We start from the raw sequence: 19,446 nt of genomic DNA, 5'->3' as shown, positions 1-19,446 counted from the left end.
GATAGTGTGTTCATCAAGTCTGCCGGTCTGCTGGGAGTCACGATGTCCGCCGCGTCGCCTCGCATCTCCCGTCTCGAACCTTATCTGGACCGGACCGAGCCGGCCCCCACGCTCCTGAAGATGCTCGTCGGCGTGCAGCTGGCGGGTTTCCGCGAGGACGCCGGCCTGTCCCAGGACCAGGCGGCCCGGGAGCTCGGGTTCAGCCCGGCGAAGCTGTCGCGCATCGAGTCGGGCAAGGGCCGCAGGCCCCCGGCGGAGAACGACGTCCGTGCGCTGCTGGACCGCTATGGCACCGACGCCTACGAGGCCTCGGTGCTGCTGAAGCTGTTGCGGCGCGCCGGCGAGCCCGGCTGGTGGCAGCGGTACGACAAGCGCCTGATGCCCGAGTGGTTCGACCGCCTGGTCGGCCTCCAGGAGGCCGCGGCGACCATCCGCACCTTCGAGATCCAGTATGTCCCCGGACTGCTCCAGACGGCGGCGTACACCCGTGCCGTGGTCGAGCGCGGCCTGCCCAGCGCGCCGGCCGCGGAGGTCCAGCGGCGTGTCGAACTGCGGATGCGACGGGCGAAGTTGCTGCTCCGTCCGGACGCGCCGCAGCTGTGGGCGATCATCGACGAGTCGGTGCTGCTCCGCGTGCTGGGCAGCCGCGACGTCATGCGGGAACAGCTCGAGCACCTCGTCGCGATGGCACGGCGGCCTCATGTGACCCTGCAGATCGTGCCGTTGGACGTGACCAACGCGTCGGCGCCCGCGATCCCGGTGACCTTCCTCCGCTTCGGCGGCAGCGACCTTCCCGACGTGGTCTACCTGGAGCACATCAAGAGCGCCAACTTCCTCGAGGACCAGGACGAGACCGAGGAGTACCGGGTCGCCCTGGACCGTCTGGCCGACGAGGCGCTGACTCCGCGCGCGTCCCTGGAGATGCTGAGCGCGTGCGTGTCGGGGCGTTACGCCGCGAGCTGAGCGGAAGAGCGCGAGCGGGACAGCGCTTCGCGGAGGGCTCGGCGGCGAGCCGGCCGTGCGCCGGCGTTTCCGCCCTCGCGCACGGCCCCGGACTCCGCGGGAGTTAGAGGATGCGGCCCAGGCCGCCGAACTCGATCCACTCGTTGCTGAGCTGGCGGGGAGCGACCTCACTGTCCGGCCGCCAGGTGGAGACCTCCACCAGGCCCGGCTCCATGATCTCCATGCCCTCGAACAGCGCCTCGACGTCCTTGGGCTCGCGCACGCGCCCCCAGTTGCCCTGCGTCGCCTGGCCCATGAAGTCGGTGACGAACTTCCGTACCTCGGCATCCTCGCTGACCAGCTGGCACATGACCGCGTAACTGCCGGGCACGAGCCGCTCGGTCACGCGGCGGACCACGGCCTTCGGCCCGTCGGTCTCACTGTCCGGGATGCAGTGGAAGACCGAGTTGAACAGCACCGCCACCGGCTGCGAGAAGTCGATCAGGCGCTGGGTCTCCGGGTGGGAGAAGATCTCCTCCGTCGAGCGCATGTCGGCGTGTATGACGGCCGTGCGGTCGTTCTGGTCGAGCAGAGCCCGGCCGTGGACCAGCACCATCGGGTCGTTGTCGACGTAGACCACGCGGGACTCGGGGTCGACGCGCTGCGCGACGGTGTGCACGTTGTCCTGCGTGGGCAGACCGGAGCCGTGGTCGAGGAACTGGCGTATCCCGTACTCCTGGGCGAGGGTCCTGACCACGCGCTGCAGGAAGCGCCGGTTGTTCAGGGCCAGCCGACGGGTGCTGGGGACGACCTTGTCGAGTTCCCCGACCGCCGCCCGGTCGGCCGCGTAGTTGTCCTTGCCGCCCAGATAGAAGTCGTACATACGTGCGGCCGTTGGCACGTTGGCGTCGATCTCCGTGGACAGCTGCTTGTCGGCTTGCATCTTTCCCCCAGCTCGTACCGCGCCAACTGCACTGGCATGACAGAGAGTACATCCTGGAGACCGGGCGGACAGGCGAACCAGGGGTGGGACCGAGGGACCGCCAAGGCGGCTTCGCCATGCGTGACTTGACGGCCCCTCATGTCGGTCAGCCGCGCGCGGACAGGTACGGGTCGACGCCCGGCGCCTGGTGGGCCTCCTCGACGCCGACCAGGCCGCCGACGGCCTTGGCGTCGGGCTTGAGCACATACGTGGAGCGGCTCGCGGGCGCGGAGACGTCGGTGAAGTTCTGCGGGGTGCCGAGGCCGGTGTCGGCGTTCCGCTGCGAACGGTGCGCCTCGACCACGTCCTCACGGGTCAGGCTGCCGCCCTCGCAGGCCTTCTTCAGGTCGGCGCCGATCAGCTGGGCGGCGTTGTAGCCGGAGAGCACGCCCGAGTCGACCGGCGAGCCCGGGTACTTCTTCCCGTAGGAGGCGACCATCTTCCGCACGCCCGGCAGGTCCGAGCTGACGGCCGGCGCCGCGCTGACCACGTGCACCATGGCCTCCAGCGCCTTCGCCGCGGGGGTCTTCATCAGCTGCGGAGCGTAGCCCGGCGCACTGCTCACGATCGGCACCGTCAGGCCCTTGGAGGCGGCCACGCCGGCGAGGGAGGCGGTCTGGGCGGGGCCGGCGCTGATCAGCACGGCCTTCACCCCGGCCTTGCTCAGCGCCGACACCTGGGCGGACAGGTCGGTGTCGGTGGCCTTGATCTTCTGGCCGACCACCTTCATCCCGGCCTTCTCGGCGGCCCACGTCGAGCCCTCCAGCGCGTTGGCGCCGTAGTCGCCCTCGAAGTAGACGTGGCCGATGGTGTCGCCCTTCGCGACCTTCTTGGTACGGGTCAGGAAGTCGACGGCGGCGATCATGTCGAGGTCGTAGGTGGTGCCGAGGACCTGGACGGAGTCCTTGCCGAGCAGGGAGGCCGCCCAGGCCTGCGGGAAGGTCAGCATGTGGTCGCGCTCGATGTCGTCGAGCAGGGCGGCCACCACCGGCGAGCCGATGACCTGGGGCAGGGCGACGACGTCCGGGGAGATGTCGGCGTAGGCGGTGACCGCCTTCTGCACGTCGTAGCCGTGGTCCTTGACGACGATCTCCACCTTGCGCCCGCAGATGCCGCCCGCGGCGTTGGTCTCGTCGGCCCACAGCTGCTGGGCCTGCACGATGCTCTTGCCGAGGGTGGCGTAGGGGCCGGTGAGGTCGGTGAGCGCGCCGAGCCTGATGGCCTTCTCGCTGACACCGGGACCGGCCTTGACGCCGTCGGCGGCGTCGTCGGTGCTCCCGCCGTCCGCCTTGGAGCTGCAGGCGGTGCCCGCGAGCAGCACGGCGGCCAGCGCCGCGGCCAGGGCGGCGGTCCGGGTGGTGCGGGGCCTGGGGTGCGTGACGTTCACGGGGTGTGCTCCTTGGCTCGTGCGGTGGTGGCTGGTGTGGTCCCGGGCGTGGGCCCGGTGTCGGGAGGACCGGTGACCGGAGACCGGCGGCGCAGGCGGGCGCGGGTACGTCGGGCGAGGCCGTGAAGGCCGTCGGGGGCGTGGAGGAGGATCACGACGATCACCGCGCCGTAGAGGTAACGGGCGGCCTCGGTGGGGCCGATCGAGCCGTCGCCGGAGCCGGGTGTCGCGACCAGGGGAAGCTGGTCGGCGTAGCGCGTCATCAGCAGGGGCAGCGCGGTGACGAAGACGGCCCCGGCGGTGGCGCCGGCGACGGAGCCCAGGCCGCCGATGACGATCATGGCGAGGTAGTCGACGGAGAGGGCGAGGGAGAAGTAGTCGGGCACCACGCGGCGGAAGGACAGTGCGAGCAGCACGCCCGCGAGGCCGGCGTACATCGAGGAGACGACGAAGGCCGCCGAACGGTACTTCGCCACGTGGACGCCCATCACGGACGCCGCCGTCTCGCTGTCGCGCAACGCCACCAGGGCGCGCCCGGGGCGTCCGCGCAGCAGTCCGCGCGCGGTGAACCAGGTGACGGCGAACAGGGCCAGCCCCAGGTACCAGAGCCGTTCCTCGGCGCCGAACGGGACGCCCAGGACCGTCAGTTCCGGGTCGGACTCGGCGAACGTGAAATCGCCGAGCACCAGCGGCGGCACCGAGCGGCCGTTGAATCCGCCGGTGACGGAGTCCGCGGTGAGCAGGACGTGGTGGCCGAGGAAGACCAGGGCGAGGGTGGCCACGCCCAGGTAGATGCCCTTCACCCGGCCGGCGACGGGGCTGAACAGTCCGCCCGCGGCCCCGGCGAGGAGCACCGCGAGGACCGCGGCGAGCGCCGGCGGCAGCCCCGGTCCGGGCTCGCCCGCCAGCCACACGTACCCGTAGGCGCCGACGGCGAGGAAGAAGGCGTGTCCGAGGGAGAGCTGTCCGGCGGTGCCGCTGAGCAGGCCGAGTCCGACGGCGCCGATGGCCGCGGCCATCGAGAACAGGCCGATGCGCAGCCAGAAGGCGTCCAGGTAGAAGGGCAGCGCGCACAGGAGGAGGGTGGTCAGGAGCAGCGGGCCGCGCCTGAGGAGGCCGCCGGCCTTGAGGAGGTCAGACACGGGCCGCTCCCCTCGCCGCGAACAGGCCCGCGGGGCGGACCAGGAGGACGAGCACCATCACGGCGTACGGCGCGACGTCGCCGAAGCCCTCGCCGAGGACGTGCAGATCGGACTGGTAGCCCGCGACGAAGGCCTCGGTGAGGCCGATCAGCATGCTGCCGACCAGGGCGCCGACCGGGGAGGCCATGCCGCCGAGGATGGCGGCCGGGAAGGCCTTCAGGGCGATCTGCCCGGTGGTGCGCTCCAGGCCCGGTGCCGGGAAGGCGACGAGGAAGACCGCGGCGAGCGCGGCGAGGCCGCCGGCCAGGCACCAGGCGACGGTGCGGATACGGGTCAGCCGTACGCCCATGAGAGCGGCGGCCTCGGCGTCCTCGGCCGCGGCGCGCAGGGACAGGCCCCAGGGGGTGAACCGGAAGAGGGCGAAGGCACCTCCGATGGCCGCGGCGGACACCAGGATCGCGGCGACGCGGCTGTCGGCGACGGTCACCGGCCCCAGGTCGGTCACCGCGTCCCCCCAGGGGTCGCCGAGGGGCAGCAGGTCGCCGCCGATGCGCCGGGTCAGGTCGGTGACCAGGACGATGTCGACGCCGATGGTCACGATGGTCTGCACATGGGCGCCGTGGGCGTCCTGCTCCCCGCGCTGGAGGAGCAGGCGGTCGAGGGCGCCGGCCACCGCGGCCGTGACGACGACGGCGAGGGCCAGCGCGCCGGCGAAGCCGATGTCGTCGTGGAGGACGGCGACGAGGTAGCCGCCGAGCAGCAGCAGGGAGCCGTGGGCGAAGTTGAGGACGCCCGAGGCCTTGAAGATGGTGACGAAGCCCAGCGCGATCAGGGCGTAGACCGAGCCGAGGGCGAGCCCGCCCAGGAGGTTGTCGAGGAAGCCGTTCATGCCGCGTCCTCCCCGCCGGTACCGGTGCCCAGGTAGGCGCGCAGCACCTCGGGGTCGCGGCGGACCTCGCCCGGGGTGCCGTGCGCGATGGCCCTGCCGAAGTCGAGGACGGTGACGTCGTCGGCGAGGCGCATCACCAGGCCCATGTCGTGCTCCACCAGGACGACGGACAGGCCCAGTTCGGCGCGGACCTCCCGGACGACCTCGGTCATGCGGACGCGTTCGGCGGCGTTCATGCCTGCCACGGGTTCGTCGAGCAGCAGCACACGGGGCTCCAGGCAGAGGGCGCGGGCGAGTTCGACCCGCTTGCGGTCGCCGTAGGAGAGCAGGGCGACGGGTGCGTCGAAGTGGGCTCCCAGCCCGGTGAGTTCGGCGATCTCCCGGGCCTTGGCGAGGTGTTCGCGCTGTTCGCGCACGGCGCGCGGCAGACGCAGGGCGCTGGCGGCGAAGCCGGCGCGGGTCAGGGCGTGGCGGCCGAGCATCAGGTTGTCGGCGACGGTTCCCTGGGTGGTGACGATGTTCTGGAAGGTGCGGGCCACGCCGAGGGCGGCGATGCGGTGCGGGGCGAGCCGGGTCAGTTCGGCGTCGCCGAGCCGTACGGTGCCGGCGGCGGGCCGGTACAGGCCCGACAGGACGTTGAAGCAGGTGGACTTGCCGGCGCCGTTGGGTCCGATGACGGCGTGCACGGTGCCCGGGGCGACCGTGAAGGAGACGTCGTCGAGGGCGGTCAGGCCGGCGAAGCGCACGGTCACGCCGCGGACCTCGAGCGCGGGGGGTGCGGTGGTGCGGGTGGTCACGCGGCCCCCTGGTCGTCGGCGGCCTCGCCCAGGTAGAGGCGGCGTACGGCGTCGGTGCGGGCGAGTTCGCCGGCGGGGCCGGACAGGCGGACCTCGCCGACCTCCAGGACGTGGGCGTGGTCGGCCAGGGACAGCGCCATGCCGGCGTTCTGCTCGACCAGCAGGACGGCGGTGCCCTGGGTGTTGATCTCGCGGACCACCTCGGCGATCCGGTCCACCATGAGCGGGGCGAGCCCGAGGGAGGGTTCGTCGAGGAGGAGCAGGCGGGGGGCCGCCATCAGGGCGCGTCCGATGGCGAGCATCTGCTGTTCGCCACCGGACAGCAGGCCCGCGGCCTGGCGGGTGCGTTCGGCGAGCCGGGGGAAGAGGGCGAAGACGCGGTCGCGGGCCTCGCGGACCTGGGCCGGGGCGCGCCGGGAGAGGCCGAGGCCGCCGGCCCGCAGATTCTCGTCGACGGTGAGACCGGCGAACACCCGCCTGCCCTCGGGCACCTGCACGACTCCGGCACGCACGGCGGCGACCGGGTCGCGGCCGTCGAGGGCCGTGTCGCCGTAGCGGACCCGGCCGGCCGTGATCGCGCCGCGGTGCAGGCGCAGTGTGCCCGACACCGCGCGCAGCAGGGTCGTCTTGCCGGCGCCGTTGGCGCCGAGCAGGGCGACGACGCCGCCGTGCGGGACGGTCAGGGACACGGAACGGAGAGCGGACAGTGCGCGCCCGTACGTCACGTCGAGGCTCTCGACGTGCAGCGCGGGCTCACCGTCCGGTGGTGCTGCGGGCATCGCGGCTCCTGAGGACCGTGCCCGGAGCGGCACGGTGACGGGGGAAGGGGCGCCCACCACAGCACGGGGGCCGGTGCGCGTACAGGGGGCGGGGGGTGGGCTGCTGCGGCGTCCCAGTCCGGGGGCGGTGAGTCTGTGCGGATGCCCACCGGGGGGTTCGGGGCCGGAGGCTGCCCGGCGTCGACGGGGTGCCCGGTGGGGGGCCGGGCGTGGGGTGGGTGCGCTGCCCGGCGAGGCGGGGTGCCCGGCGCGGGGCCCGGGGCGCGGCGGGTGCGCTGCCCGGCGGTGCGGGGTGCCGCTGCGCCCACCCGTGCCGCCCCAGCGGCACGACTGACCGCAGCTACGGCATGACCCCCGCGGCTCGGGCGGGGCGGGGGCACGCGGCACGACTGACCGCAGCTACGGCGGCATGACCCCCGCGGCGGCCGGGGGGATCGTGGTGGTTGGGGGTCAGGTGGGGAGTAGGCGGTGGGCGGTCAGGGCGAGGGTAATCTCGACCAGGTCGGCCGGGCGGGCCAGGGAGCGGCCGGTGAGCTGTTCGCAGCGGCGCAGCCGGTTGAGGACGGTGTTGCGGTGGCAGTAGAGGCGTTCGCCTGCCCGCTGCGCCGAACCGTCGCAGTCGAGCCACGTCGTCAGGGTGTCCAGCAGGACGTCGCGGTCGGCGGGCTCCAGGCGCAGCAGCGGGCCCAGCACCCGGTCCGCGAGGGCCCGTCCGAGCTCGGGGCCGGCCACGACCAGGGCGGCGGGGAGGTGGTCGGCCAGCCGCACGGTGCCGCCCTCCTCGGGGCAGATACGGAGCGCGGTGTCCGCGAACCCGCGCGCGTCGCCGACGGCGGCCAGTCCCTCGACGGGGCTGCCGACGCCGATGCGCACACCCGGTACGGCGTCGCCCGGAACCGGAGGTTCCTCGCCCCCGGCACCGAGCAGGACGATGCCGTAGTCCACCGCCGCCCCGGTGTGCCAGTGGACGCGCTTCCCGTCCGGCACGGCGGCGGCCCGGGCGGCGGCGGAACGCGCGGGGTGGGCGCCGGTGACGGCGACGACGACGTAGCGGCCCTGCTCCGGCAGGTCGAGCGCCTGCGCGGCCTCGGGCAGGTCGGCGATACGGCTGGTGCCGTCGAGCAGACCGGCGGCCAGCAGCCGGGCCCGGTTCTCGCGGCGCCGGCCCAGCTGCCACTCGGTCTGCCGGTAGGCGTCCGCGACGAGGGTGCAGTGCTCGTCGACGAAGTTCCACACGTCGGCGGCCACGTGCACCAGCAGCCGGACGTCCTCGGGGGCGGTGCGGGAGGTCTCCTCGACCAGCCGCTGCCACACCAGGGAGCCGCCGAGGCGGAAGGCGTGCAGCAGGGCGTCCAGCGGCAGTCCCTGCTCGGCGCGGGTGGCGCCGATCCGCCAGGAGCAGCGGCGGGCCGCGTCCCGGGAGCCCCGCGGGTCGAGCAGCGAGGTCACGCTGTGCCGCAGCGAACGGTGCGCCTCCTGCCAGGTCCCGGTGGGATCCTTCGCCAGGGCGGCGCGGTAGGCCGGTTCCGACTCCCGCAGCAGCGCCACCAGCCGGTCCGTCAGCCCCGGCAGGTCGTCGAGCAGCCCGCGGGCCGCCCGGTGCAGGACCCGCAGGGCGTCGGCGTCCATGAGCGAGGCGACGCCCGGTGTCCGCGGGCGCGGAACGGGTGTCAGTCCGGCGGTGCGGATCGCTGCTCGTGACCGTACGGCGTGTTGCATCGCGGTCCTCCCCAGGGCAGGGCTCACGGAGGAGGCCCGTCGCGGGCCGTCCGCCCGCGCCCGGTTCGCCCCCTGACTCGTCCTGCCCCGAAGGATGGCATACCGTCTGGTCGGTCCCTAGGGTTGTGCACCGGTCTTTTCGGCCCGTTGCCCCTGTTCCGCCTGTTCGACCACGCGTGCCAGCTCCAGCCGGGACCGTACGCCGAGGGCCGCGAAGACCTTGCGGAGGTGGTAGTCGACGGTGCGGGTGCTCACCGCCAGGGTCAGCGCGACCTCCCGGTTGGTGGCGCCCTCCGCGACGTGCCGGGCGATGCGCAGCTGCTGCGGTGTCAGCCGGGTGAGCGTGCCGGTCCTCGCGGAGGCGCGTGAGGCGGCCCCGAGCGCCCGCAGTTCGTCGCGCGCCTGGTCGGCCCAGACACCGGCGCCGCAGCGTTCGAAGCCGGCCAGCGCGGCACCGAGGCGGTCACGGGCCTCGCGCGGGCGGCGCCGGCGGCGCAGCCACTTCCCGTACAGCAGGGCGGTGCGGGCCCGTTCGAAGTCGCCGCCCGCCTCGTCGTGCCGGGCGAGGGCGCGCACGTACAGCGCGTCGGCGTCCTCCGGCCGGGCCAGCAGGGCGTGGCAGCGGGCCAGTTGGGCGGCGGCCTGCGGGTCGGCGCCGAAGGCCGCCCAGCCGGCGAAGTCCGTGAGCAGCGACCGGGCGTCCTCGTGCCGGCCGGCGAGGACGGCGGCCTCCACGAAGCAGGGCACGGCGAGCCGCCACACCGCGAAGTGCCCGCGCCGGGGGCCGGGGAGGACCAGGAGGCCGAGCCGGTCGGCGGCGTCGAGGGGCCGGCCGCGCCCGAGGTCGGCCCGGGCCGCCGCCCACTCCGCCAGCGTGGCCGCCTGGGCCAGTCCGTGCCGGCGGGCGGTGGCCAGGGCGGCCGTCACGTGCCGGGCGACCGCGTCCGGCTCGTCCTCGATCGACGCCGCGAGGGCCAGTACCGCCCGGTGATGGGCGGCCGTGTTGCGCTGCCCGGCCCGCAGTGCGGTGCGCAGTCCCTCCTCGGCGTGGGCGCGGGCCTGCGGATGCCGTCCGGCGCGCAGTTCGGCGTAGGCGAGGTACTCCAGTGCCTGCGGGACCAGCGTGTCCGAACCGAGGTGCCGGGCGGCGGCGAGGGCCCGCGCCCCGGCCCGGCGGGCGGCGTCCACCTCACCCAGCAGCAGCGCTGCCGCCGCCGCCCTCAGCAGGCCCTCGGGGCGCCCCTCGGTCCCGGCACGTGCCACGACCTGCCCGAGCGGTGCCGCCGCGCGGTCCAGCCGCCCTTCGAGCAGCGCCCGCATGCCGGTGCGGTGGTCGTGCACCGGGTCGGAGGACGGCACGGCGGCGGTCGGGCGCGGCCGGTCGCCGCGCCGGGGGCAGGGGCTCAGGTCGGGCGGGTGCGGTCGCGGGCCGAGGGCCGCCAGGCACGCCGGCAGGTCACCGGCCGCCCAGGCCGCGTCGGCGGCGGCCATCGTGGCGGTCGCGGCCTGGCCGGGGGCCTCGGCGGCGAGCAGGGACGCGGCCAGCAGCAGGGACTGGTGCGCGTCGCCGACGGGGCCGTCCCGCAGTTCCGTCAGCCCCCGCACCAGTTCGGCCCTCCCCCGCACCACGGCGGGCGCGGCGCACCCGCCGGCCGTGGCGAGCAGCGGGCGCGCGCGGTCGGGCCGGCCGGCGAGCAGCTCCTGCTCGGCCGCGGCCGTGTACCGCTCCGCCCGCGCCGGGCCGTCCGCCGACAGCTCGGCGGCGCGGGCGTACGCCGTCGCGCGCAGCCGGTGCGACGCGGTGCCCTCGTCGGCCGCCCGGGCCGCGAGCCGGTCCGCGAGCGCCGGGGCGCCGCGGGCGCCGGTCAGGGACCAGGCACGGTGCAGCAGCGCGGGGAGCCGCCGACCGGCCGCCTCCATGGCCTCGGCCAGCGCGCGGTGGGCCGCGCGCCGGTGGTCCGGTGCGGCGGTGGCGTGGACGGTGCGGGCCACCAGCGGACTGTGGAACCGGAGCCGGCCCTCGGTGAGCGCGAGGAGTCCGGGCGCAGGGGCCAGGCACGGCGCGGGCGCGGTGGCCGGCCGCAGGTGCCGTACGGCGTCCAGGACGAGGTCCGCGTCGGCGTCCGGGGTGTCCGGGGCCCGGGTGGCCGCCGCCACCGTCAGCAGCAGGTCCCGTGCGTCCGGCGGCAGGCCGGTCAGGGCGCCGCCCGCGACCTCGGCCAGGGTGCCGGCGTCGGCCAGGGGGCTGGGCAGCGGCCGGTGCCCGCGCAGTTCGGCGGGCGTCAGGCGGCGGACCAGGGCGAGCAGCAGGGCCGGGTTGCCCTCGGCCTCGGCCGGCAGGTGCGCGCGCACGGCCGGATCGGCGGTGCCGTCGGTCGCGTCGTCCAGCAGGGCGTCGGCGTCCGGCGGCGTCAGCGGGTCCAGGCGTACGGCGGACAGGTGGGCGTACTCCGGGTCGACGGCCCGGTACGCGGCGACGGACAGGAGCAGGCCGGTCCGGTCCGCCGGGCGCAGGAGCGCGGCCGCGCGGCCCAGGGCGGCCCGGGCCGGCGGGTCCCACAGGTGCGCGTCGTCCACGCACACGAGCAGCGGGCCGTCGCCGGCCGCCGTCCGCAGGGTGACGAGGAGGTCCTCGGCCGTCACCGGTGCGCACCGGTCCGTCCGGGCGCCGAGGCGCAGCACGGGACCGGCCGTGAAGGAGCGGGCGGCCCACTGGAGGAGGGTGGTGCGGCCGAGTCCGGGCTCCCCGGTCACCATCAGGTGGCCGCTGCTGGTGCGCAGTCGGTCCAGCAGCGCCCCCACCGCCCGTCGTTGCGGGCCCCGGCCGTGGATCCGCACGGCCGTACGTACGGTCGTCTCTCCGGTCATTCCCGGGAGGTTACGCGCGCGTAACCAGAGGCGGAAGCCACCGGTCCACGCGGGCCGCGCACCGGCTCGGCCGGGTGTCGGCCGCCCCACCTGCGGTTCCCTCGCGGGGTGCGCGGTTCAGGGCTGTGCGGTTGCCCAGGGTGCGCGGCCCGCGGTCGTGCGGCGGCACAGCGCGCCGGCGGCGGTCGCGTGGTACCGCGCGACCGCCGCCGGACGGTGCCGTGGGGTGTCAGGAGCCGTGCGGGCAGTTGCCCCGGTACTCCTCGATGGTCAGGCCGGCCCGCGGCAGCGGGCACAGGAACTGCTCGTAGCGGGTGTCGTTGTCGATGAACCGCTTGAGCCAGGAGACGCTGTACTTCGCGATCGTCGTGTTGGAGGTGTTCGGCGAGAAGTGGGTCGCGCCGTTCAGCTCCAGGTAGGCGCGGTCCGTGCGGGACGGCAGGCTGGAGTAGAAGGGCTCGGCGTGGGAGGCGACCGGGGCGATCGTGTCGCCGTCGGCCCCGAAGATCAGGGTCGGGGTGCTGACCTCGGGCCAGGTCTTGTCGAGGTTCCAGGGGGTGAGGGGGATCGCCGCCTGGAGCGACGGCCGGGACTTGGCGGCCTCGAGCGTGCCGCCGCCGCCCATGGAGTGGCCCATGACGCCGAGCCGGCTGCTGTCGATCCGTCCGCGTACGGAGCTGCGTTCGGTGAGGTAGTCCAGGGCGGCGAGCAACTGCCGTCCCCTGGAGTCGGGCTGGTCCACGGTGGTGAGGGTGTCGATGGTGAACACGACGAAGCCCTGCGAGGCCAGGCGCGGGCCGAGCCAGGCGATGGACGACTGGTACGCGGTGAAGCCGGGCGCGACGACGACGGCGCCGAACGTGCCGTCGGCGGTGCTGGTCGGGTAGTAGATCGTGCCGCCGCCGAAGCCGGTGACCGCGAGCGAGGAGACGCTCGTGTCCGACACGGCGTAGGGGCCGCGCAGTGCCTCGATGCTGGAGGTGGTGGGCGCCGGGCCGCGCTCGTAGGGGTTGTCCGCGGCGTGGGCGCCCGGGCCGGTGAGGGTGCTGAGGGCGACGGCGGCGGCGAGTGCCGCCGTGACACCGGCCAGCCGCCGGCGCGTGCCGCGGGGAGCGGCCTGGGTGTGGGGGTTCTGCTGCACGACGAGTCGTCCTCTCTGTCGTGGCGAGTCGCCCGGCCGGTGGTCGCACACGGCCCGGGACGCGTGGGGTCGCGTCCCGGGACATCCGCCGGACGGGCCTCGCCGATGTGCTGGCGGTGTCACTGTCGTCGGGCGGAGCGGGCGGGGGGATCGGCAGAATCACCGGCGTCGTGGAATGCGGGCGGGTGCGGTGCCCGGCACCGGTGTCGTCGCCGGGCGGGCCGGTGAGCCGTCGGGGGCGGGTGCGTCGTGTTCCCCTGCCGGGGGCTTGCCGGGGCACCCGGTCGGTGTGACACGCTCGGCGTCGGCCGGGTGGCGGTGGTGCTCCGGCCGGCGACGGGTCCGGCACGTGGAGAGGCGGCGGCATGCGCATCGGACTGCTCGGTACCGGCCCCTGGGCGGACATGACGCACGCGCCCGCCCTGGACCGGCACGAGGACGTGGAGTTCGCCGGTGTGTGGGGGCGCCGGCCGGAGGCCGCGAAGGAGCTGGCGGAACGGCACGGCACGCGCGCCTACGAGGACGTCGACGCCCTGCTCGGCGACGTGGAGGCCGTCGCGGTGGCGCTGCCCCCGGCCGTGCAGGCCGAGCTCGCGGTGCGCGCGGCGCGTGCCGGGTGCCATCTGCTGCTGGACAAGCCGCTGGCTACGACGGTGGCGCAGGGGCGGGCGGTGGTCGAGGCGGTGCGTCAGGCCCGCGTGGCGTCCGTCGTGTTCTTCACGGTCCGGTTCCAGCCCGAGACCGAGGCGTGGATCGCGGAGCAGGCCGAGGCCGGTGACTGGTTCACGGCGCGTGCGCAGTGGCTCGGCGCGGTGTTCGGCGGCGACAGCCCGTTCGCGCGCTCGCCGTGGCGCCGCGAGAAGGGCGCGCTGTGGGACGTCGGCCCGCACGCCCTGTCCGTCCTGCTGCCGGCGCTGGGGGACGTGCGGCAGGTCGCGGCGGCCGCGCCCGGTCCCGGCGACACCGTCCACCTGGTCATCGAACACGCCGGCGGGACGTCCAGCACGCTCACGCTCAGCCTGACGGCACCGCCCGCCGCGGCGGGGGCCGCGGTGGAGCTGCGGGGCGGCACCGGGGTGACGCTGATGCCGGAGAGCTCGCAGGGCGCGGTGCCGGCCTACGGGCGGGCCGTGGACGCCCTGCTGACCGCCGCGCGGACGGGGCGCCCGCATCCGTGCGACGCCGTGTTCGGGCTGCGGGTGACCGAGATCCTCGCCGCGGCCGAGGCGCTGCTCGGCGACGGACGGTGACACCTGACGGCCGCCGGGGCGCTTCGCCCCGTGTCCGGACCGGCGCCGGGCCGTCCCGCCGGACGCCCGGTCAGGCCACCGGACGCATACGGCGGCCCGCCTGCTCCCGGAGCGCGGCTTCCAGCCGGTCGCGGACCGCGGTCTGGGCGGCGATGCGTTCGTCGAGCACCGCCAGCCGTTCCCGCGCCACCCGCAGGCCCTTGTCCGAGGGCGGTGCCGCGGCCACGTCGCCGTCCAGGCACGACAGGAACACGCGTACGTCGTCCAGGGTGAGCCCGACGGACAGGAGGTGGCGGATGTTGCGCACCCGCACCAGCGTCCGCTCGTCGTAGACGCGGTAGCCGTTGCCGGCCCGCTCCGAGGAGATCAGCCCGGCCTCCTCGTAGTGCCGCAGCGCCCGAGCCGTCGTCCCGGCTGCCCCGGCCAGTTCACCTATGCGCACCCGTGCCACCTCCCGGGGCATCCTTATCACGCCACCACCGCCCCGCCGTCCACCGGAAGCACGACCCCGGTGACGAACGACGCCTGAGGCGCGGCGAGTTGGGTGATCGCCCAGGCCACCTCCCCGGGCCGGCCGATCCGGCCCAGCGGGGTGTGCGCCAGCTGCCACCGCCGCACCTCGGCCCTGCGTTCCGGCGTCAGGCCCTGGTGCTCGCCGATGGGGGTGTCGACGGCGCCGGGGGCGACCGCCACCACCCGGATGCCGCGAGGGGCCAGCTCGACCGCCCAGCTGCGGGTCAGCAGTTCGAGGGCGGTCTTGGTGGCGGCGTAGACCGAGCTGCCCGGCCAGGCCCGCTGCCCCACCGACGTACTCACGTTGACGATCACGCCGCCGGACGCCTCCAGGGACGGCAGCGCGGCCTGGGCCAGCAGCACGGGGGCGACGAGGTTCGTGTCGAGCTGAGCGGTGATCAGCTCCGGGCGCAGGGTGCCGAGCGCGCCGCTGTGGACGACGGCGGCGTTGTTGACCAGCACGTCCAGTCGGCCGTACTCCTCCGTGACGGCCCGCACGATGCGCTCGGGCTCCCCGTCGGCGGTGATGTCGGCGGACAGCGGTGCGATGCGCTCGTGCCCGGCCGCCGTCTCCCCGAGCGGTCCGCGGCGCCGTCCGACGGCGACCACGTGGGCCCCCTCGGCGGCGAAGGCACGGGCGGTGGCCCGGCCGATGCCCGTGCCGGCACCGGTGACGACGACGATCCTGCTGCTGGGTGAGGCGCTGATGTCCATGCCGGTCATCGTGCAACCCTGCCGCCAGCGGCAAGGTCAACGCGGCGGGTCGCCGGCCGGCCGGCCGGGGCCCACCATTAAGTGGGCCCTAAGCGCCGGTTAAGCGCTCCGGATCGGCGCCCCCGTCCGCCAACTTCCTCCCCCGACGCGGCAATTGAGCAGCCACCGGGACGGTTGGCCGGGGCATCCGTTCTGCGTACCATCGGGCCACCGCCTGAGAGCGCTCTCAGTCGATCCCCCCACACCGGCAAGCCCCGATCGCTCAGGAGACCCCCCACATGACTCCCCGTCACCAGCGCCCCCTCGGCCGCCGCAAGCTGCTCGTCGCCCTCGGGGGCGCGGTCGTGGCCGCACCCGCCGTCGCCGCCGTCGCCCCGCACGCCCTCGCCGGCACCGGTGCGGACGGCGGCGCGGCCAACCCCGAGGCCGCCGGCGCCCTGCCGCTGACGATCGTCAACAGCACCGGGTCCTTCGGGAGCGCCGACGTCCACGTCTACATCGTCGGCAACCAGGACGGCCGCCAGGTGCGCGTCACCCCCGACGGCACCGTCGTGCCCGTGGCCCTCTCGGACAACGGGGCCGACGGCTACACCGACTACGCGATCAGCCTCGCCGGCAGCGGCGCGACAACGCTGTCACTGCCGTACCTCTCCGGCCGGATCTACGTGTCGCTCGGCGAGAAACTGAAGTTCAAGGTGGTCACGGACGGCGCCGGCACTCCCGCGCTGCAGTACCCGGCGGGCTGGGTCGCCTCCGACCCCAACTACGAAGTGCTGCACGACTGCGCCGAATTCACGTACAACGCGGCCGGGATGTTCTGCAACACCACCATGGTCGACATGTTCAGCGTGCCGCTCGGCATCCGGCTGACCGGGGCGAAGGACCAGACGACGGGCACCGTGCGCCCCGGCGGGCGGGCTGCGGTCTTCTCGGCCCTCCGGCAGGTCGAGGAGTTCGCCCCGCTGGTCGTGGACGACCGCCGCGTGATCGCCCCCGGGCACGGGCTGGACGCCGGCCTGTTCCCCGCGGACTATCTCGCCCCGTACATCGACGAGGTGTGGAGCACCTACACCGGCAGGGACCTCACCGTCACGACCAACGCCGGCGTCTTCACGGGCCGGGTGCGCGGCGACCGGCTGACCTTCGACGGGCCCGCGCAGGTCTCCTTCGCCAGGCCGTCCACCCGGGACGTGCTGTTCTGCGACGGCGCGCTCGCCGCGCCCAACGACGGCACGACCGGTCCCGTCGCCGCGGTCCTCGGCGCCGGCTTCAACCGCTCCACCCTGCTCTCCTCGGCCGCCCAGCCGACGGCCGACGCCGCGTCGTTCTACCGCGCCGCGCTCACCAACCACTACGCCAGGGCGGTGCACGCGGCCACGGAGGACGGCAAGGCGTACGGCTTCGCCTTCGACGACGTGGCCGACTTCGCCTCCTACGTGCAGGACACCGCGCCCACCGGGATCCGGCTGACGCTCACCGCGTTCTGAGGCCCGTGCGGCGTGCCATCCCGCGTGCGCCGGGCGGCACGCCGTAGGAGCGTGGTGGTGTGCGCAACGTGCCCGCCGTGCGGTGCGGCGCCCTGCCGCGCGTCGGTCTCGGCGACGGGGCGGCGCACCCGCAGCCGGTCGACGTGCCGGCCGAGGAGGCCGAGCGGGGCGGGCACCGGCGTCAGCGCGCCGAGGACGGCCGAGACGACCTGCGCCTGCCCTGTTCCGCCGGGCTCCTCGCTCGGTACGCCCCCTTGGACGACGCATGGCCGGGTGCGGCACGTCAAGGTCACGCGCCCTCGGGATGCGGAGGCTGCTCCGGCATTGAATGGTGTTATCGGGATAGTCGGGACCGATAGCAGAGCACCGGCACCGAAGCAGTGATCCGGACCGAGGAGCAGCCCTATGTCCACGTCAGAGTCCGATGCCTCCCGGTCGTCCGAGGTCCGCGCGAACGAGGACCGCGCCACTCCGGACGACCGGCTCCACATCCGCACCGGCACGGAGGTCTCACCCGAGGACGTCGTCCTCGCGGCCGGCCGGGACCTCACGCCGAAGAATCTCGAATGGGCCAGGAACAAGCTGGCCGAAGAGGGTGCCGCCGCCCTCGACAAGCTGCTGCCCTGACCGAGACGCCGTGAGGGGACCGCCCGGCCGGGCGGTCCCCTCACGGCGTTCCGTTCCCGCTATCTCTCCTCGCCGTCCGGAAGTGCCGTCTCGTCGTCCACGACGTGCATGGCGGCCTCCTCGGCACCGGCGGCGCCTCCGTCGATGCCCACGTCCTCGGCGACCGTCTCCTTGGTCGTGTCGGTGCGCACGCCCTCGTCGGGGGCGACCAGGCGGCCGGACCGCTCGGCGCCGGCCTCGGGGTCGACCGGTTCGCCCTCGCCTCCGGGCTCGTCGCCCACACCGTCCCCCTCGGGCGCCGACACGTCGGGGACCTCCTGGGAGAGCCGTTCGTCCAGGGTCTCCCCGTCGTGCTGCTCGGCGGCCGTGGTGCCGTGCTTGGTCACGCCGAGGGGCTTCTCCGGCGGGGAGTAGCCCTCGTCGAGCGTGTCGTCGTAGTCCCGCTCGTCGACGGCGTCCTGGAGGTCGAGGGGCGCGGCGTCCTCCTGCTCCTCGTTCGTTCCGGTGGGCTGGTAGGCGTCGTCGGCCATCGGGTCCGTGCCCATCGCTGCCTCCCTTGCGCGTGGCGTCGGCTCGATCATGTCGGTGTCCGGTTCGCGTTTCCCGATTCGCGATCTTTAACCGGGGGGAGCGACCCGGATGTTCAGGTCACCGACGCGGTGCGCCGTCCAGGAGCGGGCGTAGTCGGGCGGGGTGCCGCCCGGTGCCGTGAGGGCGGCGACGGGGATGCGGCGGGCCGTGTCCACGATGTCGGCGACCGTGGTGTTCTCGTTGTTGCCGGCGGTCGCGCCGGAGGAGCAGCCGGTGTAGTAGCCGACCGGGATGGCCTCGTGGCCGGTGACCAGGCACGGCGGGCGGACGCCCAGGCGGTGCAGCGCGTCGGCGGCGCGGGCCCAGTCCTCGCGGCTCTCGGCGGTGCGGTCCACGGTGTACACGAGGACGACGAGCTGCACGGCCAGGTGCCCGGCCAGCGCGAGGGCGACCAGTGGCGCGCCCACCGGCCGGCGGCGGCCGCGGGGTGTGCGGGCCAGGTGCCACAGCGCGTCGGCGACGGGGACGGCCAGCAGGGCGTAGGCGGGCTGGAGGAAGCGGGGCGCCGCGTACCCGATCATGAACAGGTACGGCAGCGCGGACGTGGCGGCGCAGGCGAGCGGGATCAGTGTGCGGGCGGTGCGGCGGGCCCGTACCGCCACGGCCACGGCGACCAGGGCGACGACCGGCAGCAGCAACCACCACAGGGTGATCACCGGAGGCGGCATCGATCCGGTGCACGGGCGGCACAGGGCGCGTCCGCCCAGGCTGCGCAGCTGGTCGTCGACGGCGATCTGGAGGCCGAGTCCGCCCTGGATGCGGGAGGCCTCCGCCAGCCGCTCCCCCAGGCCGCCGTACGAGGCGTACGCCTCGGCCACCCACTCCGCTCCCCCGGCGGCGAGGCCTCCCACCAGGGCGAGCAGCAGCCGCCCGTGCCTGCGGACCAGGACGAGGACCAGCAGGGGCAGGGTGACCCAGACGGCGTCGGTGGGCCGCATCCACGCCATGAGCGCGGCGCCGGCCGCCACTCCCCACAGGACCGCGGGCCCCGACCCTTCCCGCCGGGCCCGCAGGAAGCAGCCGACGCAGATCAGGGCGCCGATGCCGACCCAGTAGTTGGGCATGGCCTGCGGACCGTAGAAGAGGGTCACCCACAGGGAGGCGAAGAACGCGCCGGCGGTGGCCAGGACGCGCACCGGGAACAGGCCCCGCCACGCCCGCAGCCCCAGGTACAGGCCGGCCCCGGAGAGCACGGCGAGGTAGACGCGCAGCAGCACGGTGGACGACGACCAGGACGCGACGGGCGCCACCAGCAGGGAGACGCCGCGGGCGCGCGGGGCGCTGAAGAAGGCCGCCGGGTGGTGGCTCGTGACCTGGCTGGCGTAGACGATCTCGTCCCAGCCGAGGCCCAGGCCGGGGCGTACGAGCAGCAGTTGGGCCAGAGTGAAGACGGCGGCCACCGCGGCGAGCGGGACGTTCGCGCCCGGGCGCCCGGAGGCGCCGGGCGAAGCCGCCGCCTCCGGATGCCGTCCACCGGTGAGCAGGGCGCTCGCGCCGTCGGCCATCGTGCACCCCTCACCGCCCGCCGTCCGCGGGGCCGCTCGAACCCCGCCTCCTGCCGCGCCGGCGGGAGCCGGGGCACCCCTTGATCACGGTCACGCTAACCCGCACCCGGCGG

Annotated in this window: 18 protein-coding genes; 4 read left to right on the top strand and 14 right to left on the bottom strand. The window is 75.0% G+C overall.

Going from position 1 to position 19,446, the window contains the following annotated elements; all coding sequences use genetic code 11:
* Nucleotides 1-42 precede the first annotated feature (42 nt).
* Entirely contained in the window at nt 43-963 is a 921-nt protein-coding gene (locus AC0VYN_RS14525) for a helix-turn-helix domain-containing protein (RefSeq protein WP_475536883.1), read from the top strand.
* Nucleotides 964-1,066: 103 nt separating this feature from the next.
* On the opposite strand, the gene AC0VYN_RS14520 is transcribed toward AC0VYN_RS14525, so the two are convergent.
* From AC0VYN_RS14520 to bdeA, 9 genes are all read right to left on the bottom strand, one after another.
* Nucleotides 1,067-1,885, bottom strand: a complete 819-nt coding sequence (locus AC0VYN_RS14520; RefSeq protein WP_475536347.1) for an SAM-dependent methyltransferase — start codon at nt 1,883-1,885, stop codon at nt 1,067-1,069.
* Nucleotides 1,886-2,030: 145 nt separating this feature from the next.
* Nucleotides 2,031-3,311, bottom strand: coding sequence for an ABC transporter substrate-binding protein (locus AC0VYN_RS14515; protein WP_385471974.1), 1,281 nt, complete (start codon nt 3,309-3,311; stop codon nt 2,031-2,033).
* The gene (locus AC0VYN_RS14510) at nt 3,308-4,453 is read right to left on the bottom strand and encodes a branched-chain amino acid ABC transporter permease (RefSeq protein ID WP_475536346.1); all 1,146 of its coding nucleotides are present in this window, start codon (nt 4,451-4,453) and stop codon (nt 3,308-3,310) included. Before AC0VYN_RS14510 ends, AC0VYN_RS14515 begins: the two co-directional genes overlap by 4 nt.
* Nucleotides 4,446-5,342 (bottom strand): branched-chain amino acid ABC transporter permease, encoded by an 897-nt coding sequence (locus tag AC0VYN_RS14505; protein WP_475536345.1) that lies wholly within the window; start codon nt 5,340-5,342, stop codon nt 4,446-4,448. The genes AC0VYN_RS14510 and AC0VYN_RS14505 overlap by 8 nt, the downstream gene beginning before the upstream one ends.
* Nucleotides 5,339-6,139, bottom strand: coding sequence for an ABC transporter ATP-binding protein (locus AC0VYN_RS14500; protein WP_475536344.1), 801 nt, complete (start codon nt 6,137-6,139; stop codon nt 5,339-5,341). Before AC0VYN_RS14500 ends, AC0VYN_RS14505 begins: the two co-directional genes overlap by 4 nt.
* A complete protein-coding gene (locus tag AC0VYN_RS14495; protein ID WP_385471986.1) occupies nt 6,136-6,918 on the bottom strand; it encodes an ABC transporter ATP-binding protein in 783 nt (260 codons plus the stop codon). Before AC0VYN_RS14495 ends, AC0VYN_RS14500 begins: the two co-directional genes overlap by 4 nt.
* 450 nt (nt 6,919-7,368) lie before the next feature.
* The gene (locus AC0VYN_RS14490) at nt 7,369-8,637 is read right to left on the bottom strand and encodes an RsbRD N-terminal domain-containing protein (protein ID WP_475536343.1); all 1,269 of its coding nucleotides are present in this window, start codon (nt 8,635-8,637) and stop codon (nt 7,369-7,371) included.
* A 117-nt stretch (nt 8,638-8,754) separates the two neighbouring features.
* Entirely contained in the window at nt 8,755-11,505 is a 2,751-nt protein-coding gene (locus tag AC0VYN_RS14485) for a helix-turn-helix transcriptional regulator (protein ID WP_475536342.1), read from the bottom strand.
* A 229-nt stretch (nt 11,506-11,734) separates the two neighbouring features.
* Nucleotides 11,735-12,646: a bis(hydroxyethyl) terephthalate hydrolase gene (gene bdeA / locus AC0VYN_RS14480; RefSeq protein WP_475536341.1), complete on the bottom strand. Its 912-nt coding sequence runs from the start codon at nt 12,644-12,646 to the stop codon at nt 11,735-11,737.
* A 365-nt stretch (nt 12,647-13,011) separates the two neighbouring features.
* Between bdeA and AC0VYN_RS14475 the strand changes: the two genes are divergently transcribed.
* Nucleotides 13,012-13,896, top strand: a complete 885-nt coding sequence (locus AC0VYN_RS14475) for a Gfo/Idh/MocA family protein (protein ID WP_475536340.1) — start codon at nt 13,012-13,014, stop codon at nt 13,894-13,896.
* A gap of 70 nt (nt 13,897-13,966) precedes the next feature.
* Here the strand turns inward: AC0VYN_RS14475 and AC0VYN_RS14470 are convergent, their stop codons facing one another.
* Together AC0VYN_RS14470 and AC0VYN_RS14465 are read right to left on the bottom strand one after the other, a co-directional pair.
* Nucleotides 13,967-14,338 carry a MerR family transcriptional regulator gene (locus AC0VYN_RS14470; RefSeq protein ID WP_475536339.1) on the bottom strand — a complete coding sequence of 124 codons (372 nt, stop codon included), beginning with the start codon at nt 14,336-14,338 and terminating at the stop codon, nt 13,967-13,969.
* Nucleotides 14,339-14,364: 26 nt separating this feature from the next.
* Nucleotides 14,365-15,132, bottom strand: coding sequence for an SDR family NAD(P)-dependent oxidoreductase (locus AC0VYN_RS14465; protein WP_475536338.1), 768 nt, complete (start codon nt 15,130-15,132; stop codon nt 14,365-14,367).
* Nucleotides 15,133-15,401: 269 nt separating this feature from the next.
* Between AC0VYN_RS14465 and AC0VYN_RS14460 the strand changes: the two genes are divergently transcribed.
* Nucleotides 15,402-16,610, top strand: coding sequence for a glycoside hydrolase family 64 protein (locus tag AC0VYN_RS14460; RefSeq protein WP_475536337.1), 1,209 nt, complete (start codon nt 15,402-15,404; stop codon nt 16,608-16,610).
* On the opposite strand, the gene AC0VYN_RS14455 is transcribed toward AC0VYN_RS14460, so the two are convergent.
* Nucleotides 16,556-16,903, bottom strand: coding sequence for a hypothetical protein (locus tag AC0VYN_RS14455; protein WP_475536336.1), 348 nt, complete (start codon nt 16,901-16,903; stop codon nt 16,556-16,558). The genes AC0VYN_RS14460 and AC0VYN_RS14455 overlap by 55 nt on opposite strands.
* A 112-nt stretch (nt 16,904-17,015) precedes the next feature.
* Here AC0VYN_RS14455 and AC0VYN_RS14450 point away from each other — a divergent pair, with 112 nt between their 5' ends.
* Nucleotides 17,016-17,237, top strand: a complete 222-nt coding sequence (locus AC0VYN_RS14450; protein ID WP_475536335.1) for a hypothetical protein — start codon at nt 17,016-17,018, stop codon at nt 17,235-17,237.
* A 59-nt stretch (nt 17,238-17,296) separates the two neighbouring features.
* Here AC0VYN_RS14450 and AC0VYN_RS14445 read toward each other — a convergent pair whose 3' ends face one another.
* Together AC0VYN_RS14445 and AC0VYN_RS14440 are read right to left on the bottom strand one after the other, a co-directional pair.
* Nucleotides 17,297-17,782, bottom strand: a complete 486-nt coding sequence (locus AC0VYN_RS14445; protein WP_385466745.1) for a DUF5709 domain-containing protein — start codon at nt 17,780-17,782, stop codon at nt 17,297-17,299.
* 72 nt (nt 17,783-17,854) lie between these two features.
* Nucleotides 17,855-19,333 carry a hypothetical protein gene (locus tag AC0VYN_RS14440; protein ID WP_475536334.1) on the bottom strand — a complete coding sequence of 493 codons (1,479 nt, stop codon included), beginning with the start codon at nt 19,331-19,333 and terminating at the stop codon, nt 17,855-17,857.
* Nucleotides 19,334-19,446 lie beyond the last annotated feature (113 nt).

The sequence above is a fragment of the Streptomyces sp. 63XJN7_1_ISO-PGPR-S23-121 genome (assembly GCF_056173025.1).
This window is presented reverse-complemented; position numbering and strand designations above follow the sequence as displayed.

Excerpts from the sequence above, each read along its gene's own strand:
- AC0VYN_RS14525 (WP_475536883.1), top strand. The coding sequence starts at position 43 with ATGTCCGCCGCGTCGCCTCGCATCTCCCGTCTCGAACCTTATCTGGAC.
- AC0VYN_RS14520 (WP_475536347.1), bottom strand. The coding sequence starts at position 1,885 with ATGCAAGCCGACAAGCAGCTGTCCACGGAGATCGACGCCAACGTGCCA.
- AC0VYN_RS14505 (WP_475536345.1), bottom strand. The coding sequence starts at position 5,342 with ATGAACGGCTTCCTCGACAACCTCCTGGGCGGGCTCGCCCTCGGCTCG.
- AC0VYN_RS14495 (WP_385471986.1), bottom strand. The coding sequence starts at position 6,918 with ATGCCCGCAGCACCACCGGACGGTGAGCCCGCGCTGCACGTCGAGAGC.
- AC0VYN_RS14490 (WP_475536343.1), bottom strand. The coding sequence starts at position 8,637 with ATGCAACACGCCGTACGGTCACGAGCAGCGATCCGCACCGCCGGACTG.
- AC0VYN_RS14485 (WP_475536342.1), bottom strand. The coding sequence starts at position 11,505 with ATGACCGGAGAGACGACCGTACGTACGGCCGTGCGGATCCACGGCCGG.
- AC0VYN_RS14475 (WP_475536340.1), top strand. The coding sequence starts at position 13,012 with ATGCGCATCGGACTGCTCGGTACCGGCCCCTGGGCGGACATGACGCAC.
- AC0VYN_RS14465 (WP_475536338.1), bottom strand. The coding sequence starts at position 15,132 with ATGACCGGCATGGACATCAGCGCCTCACCCAGCAGCAGGATCGTCGTC.
- AC0VYN_RS14460 (WP_475536337.1), top strand. The coding sequence starts at position 15,402 with ATGACTCCCCGTCACCAGCGCCCCCTCGGCCGCCGCAAGCTGCTCGTC.
- AC0VYN_RS14450 (WP_475536335.1), top strand. The coding sequence starts at position 17,016 with ATGTCCACGTCAGAGTCCGATGCCTCCCGGTCGTCCGAGGTCCGCGCG.
- AC0VYN_RS14445 (WP_385466745.1), bottom strand. The coding sequence starts at position 17,782 with ATGGGCACGGACCCGATGGCCGACGACGCCTACCAGCCCACCGGAACG.
- AC0VYN_RS14440 (WP_475536334.1), bottom strand. The coding sequence starts at position 19,333 with ATGGCCGACGGCGCGAGCGCCCTGCTCACCGGTGGACGGCATCCGGAG.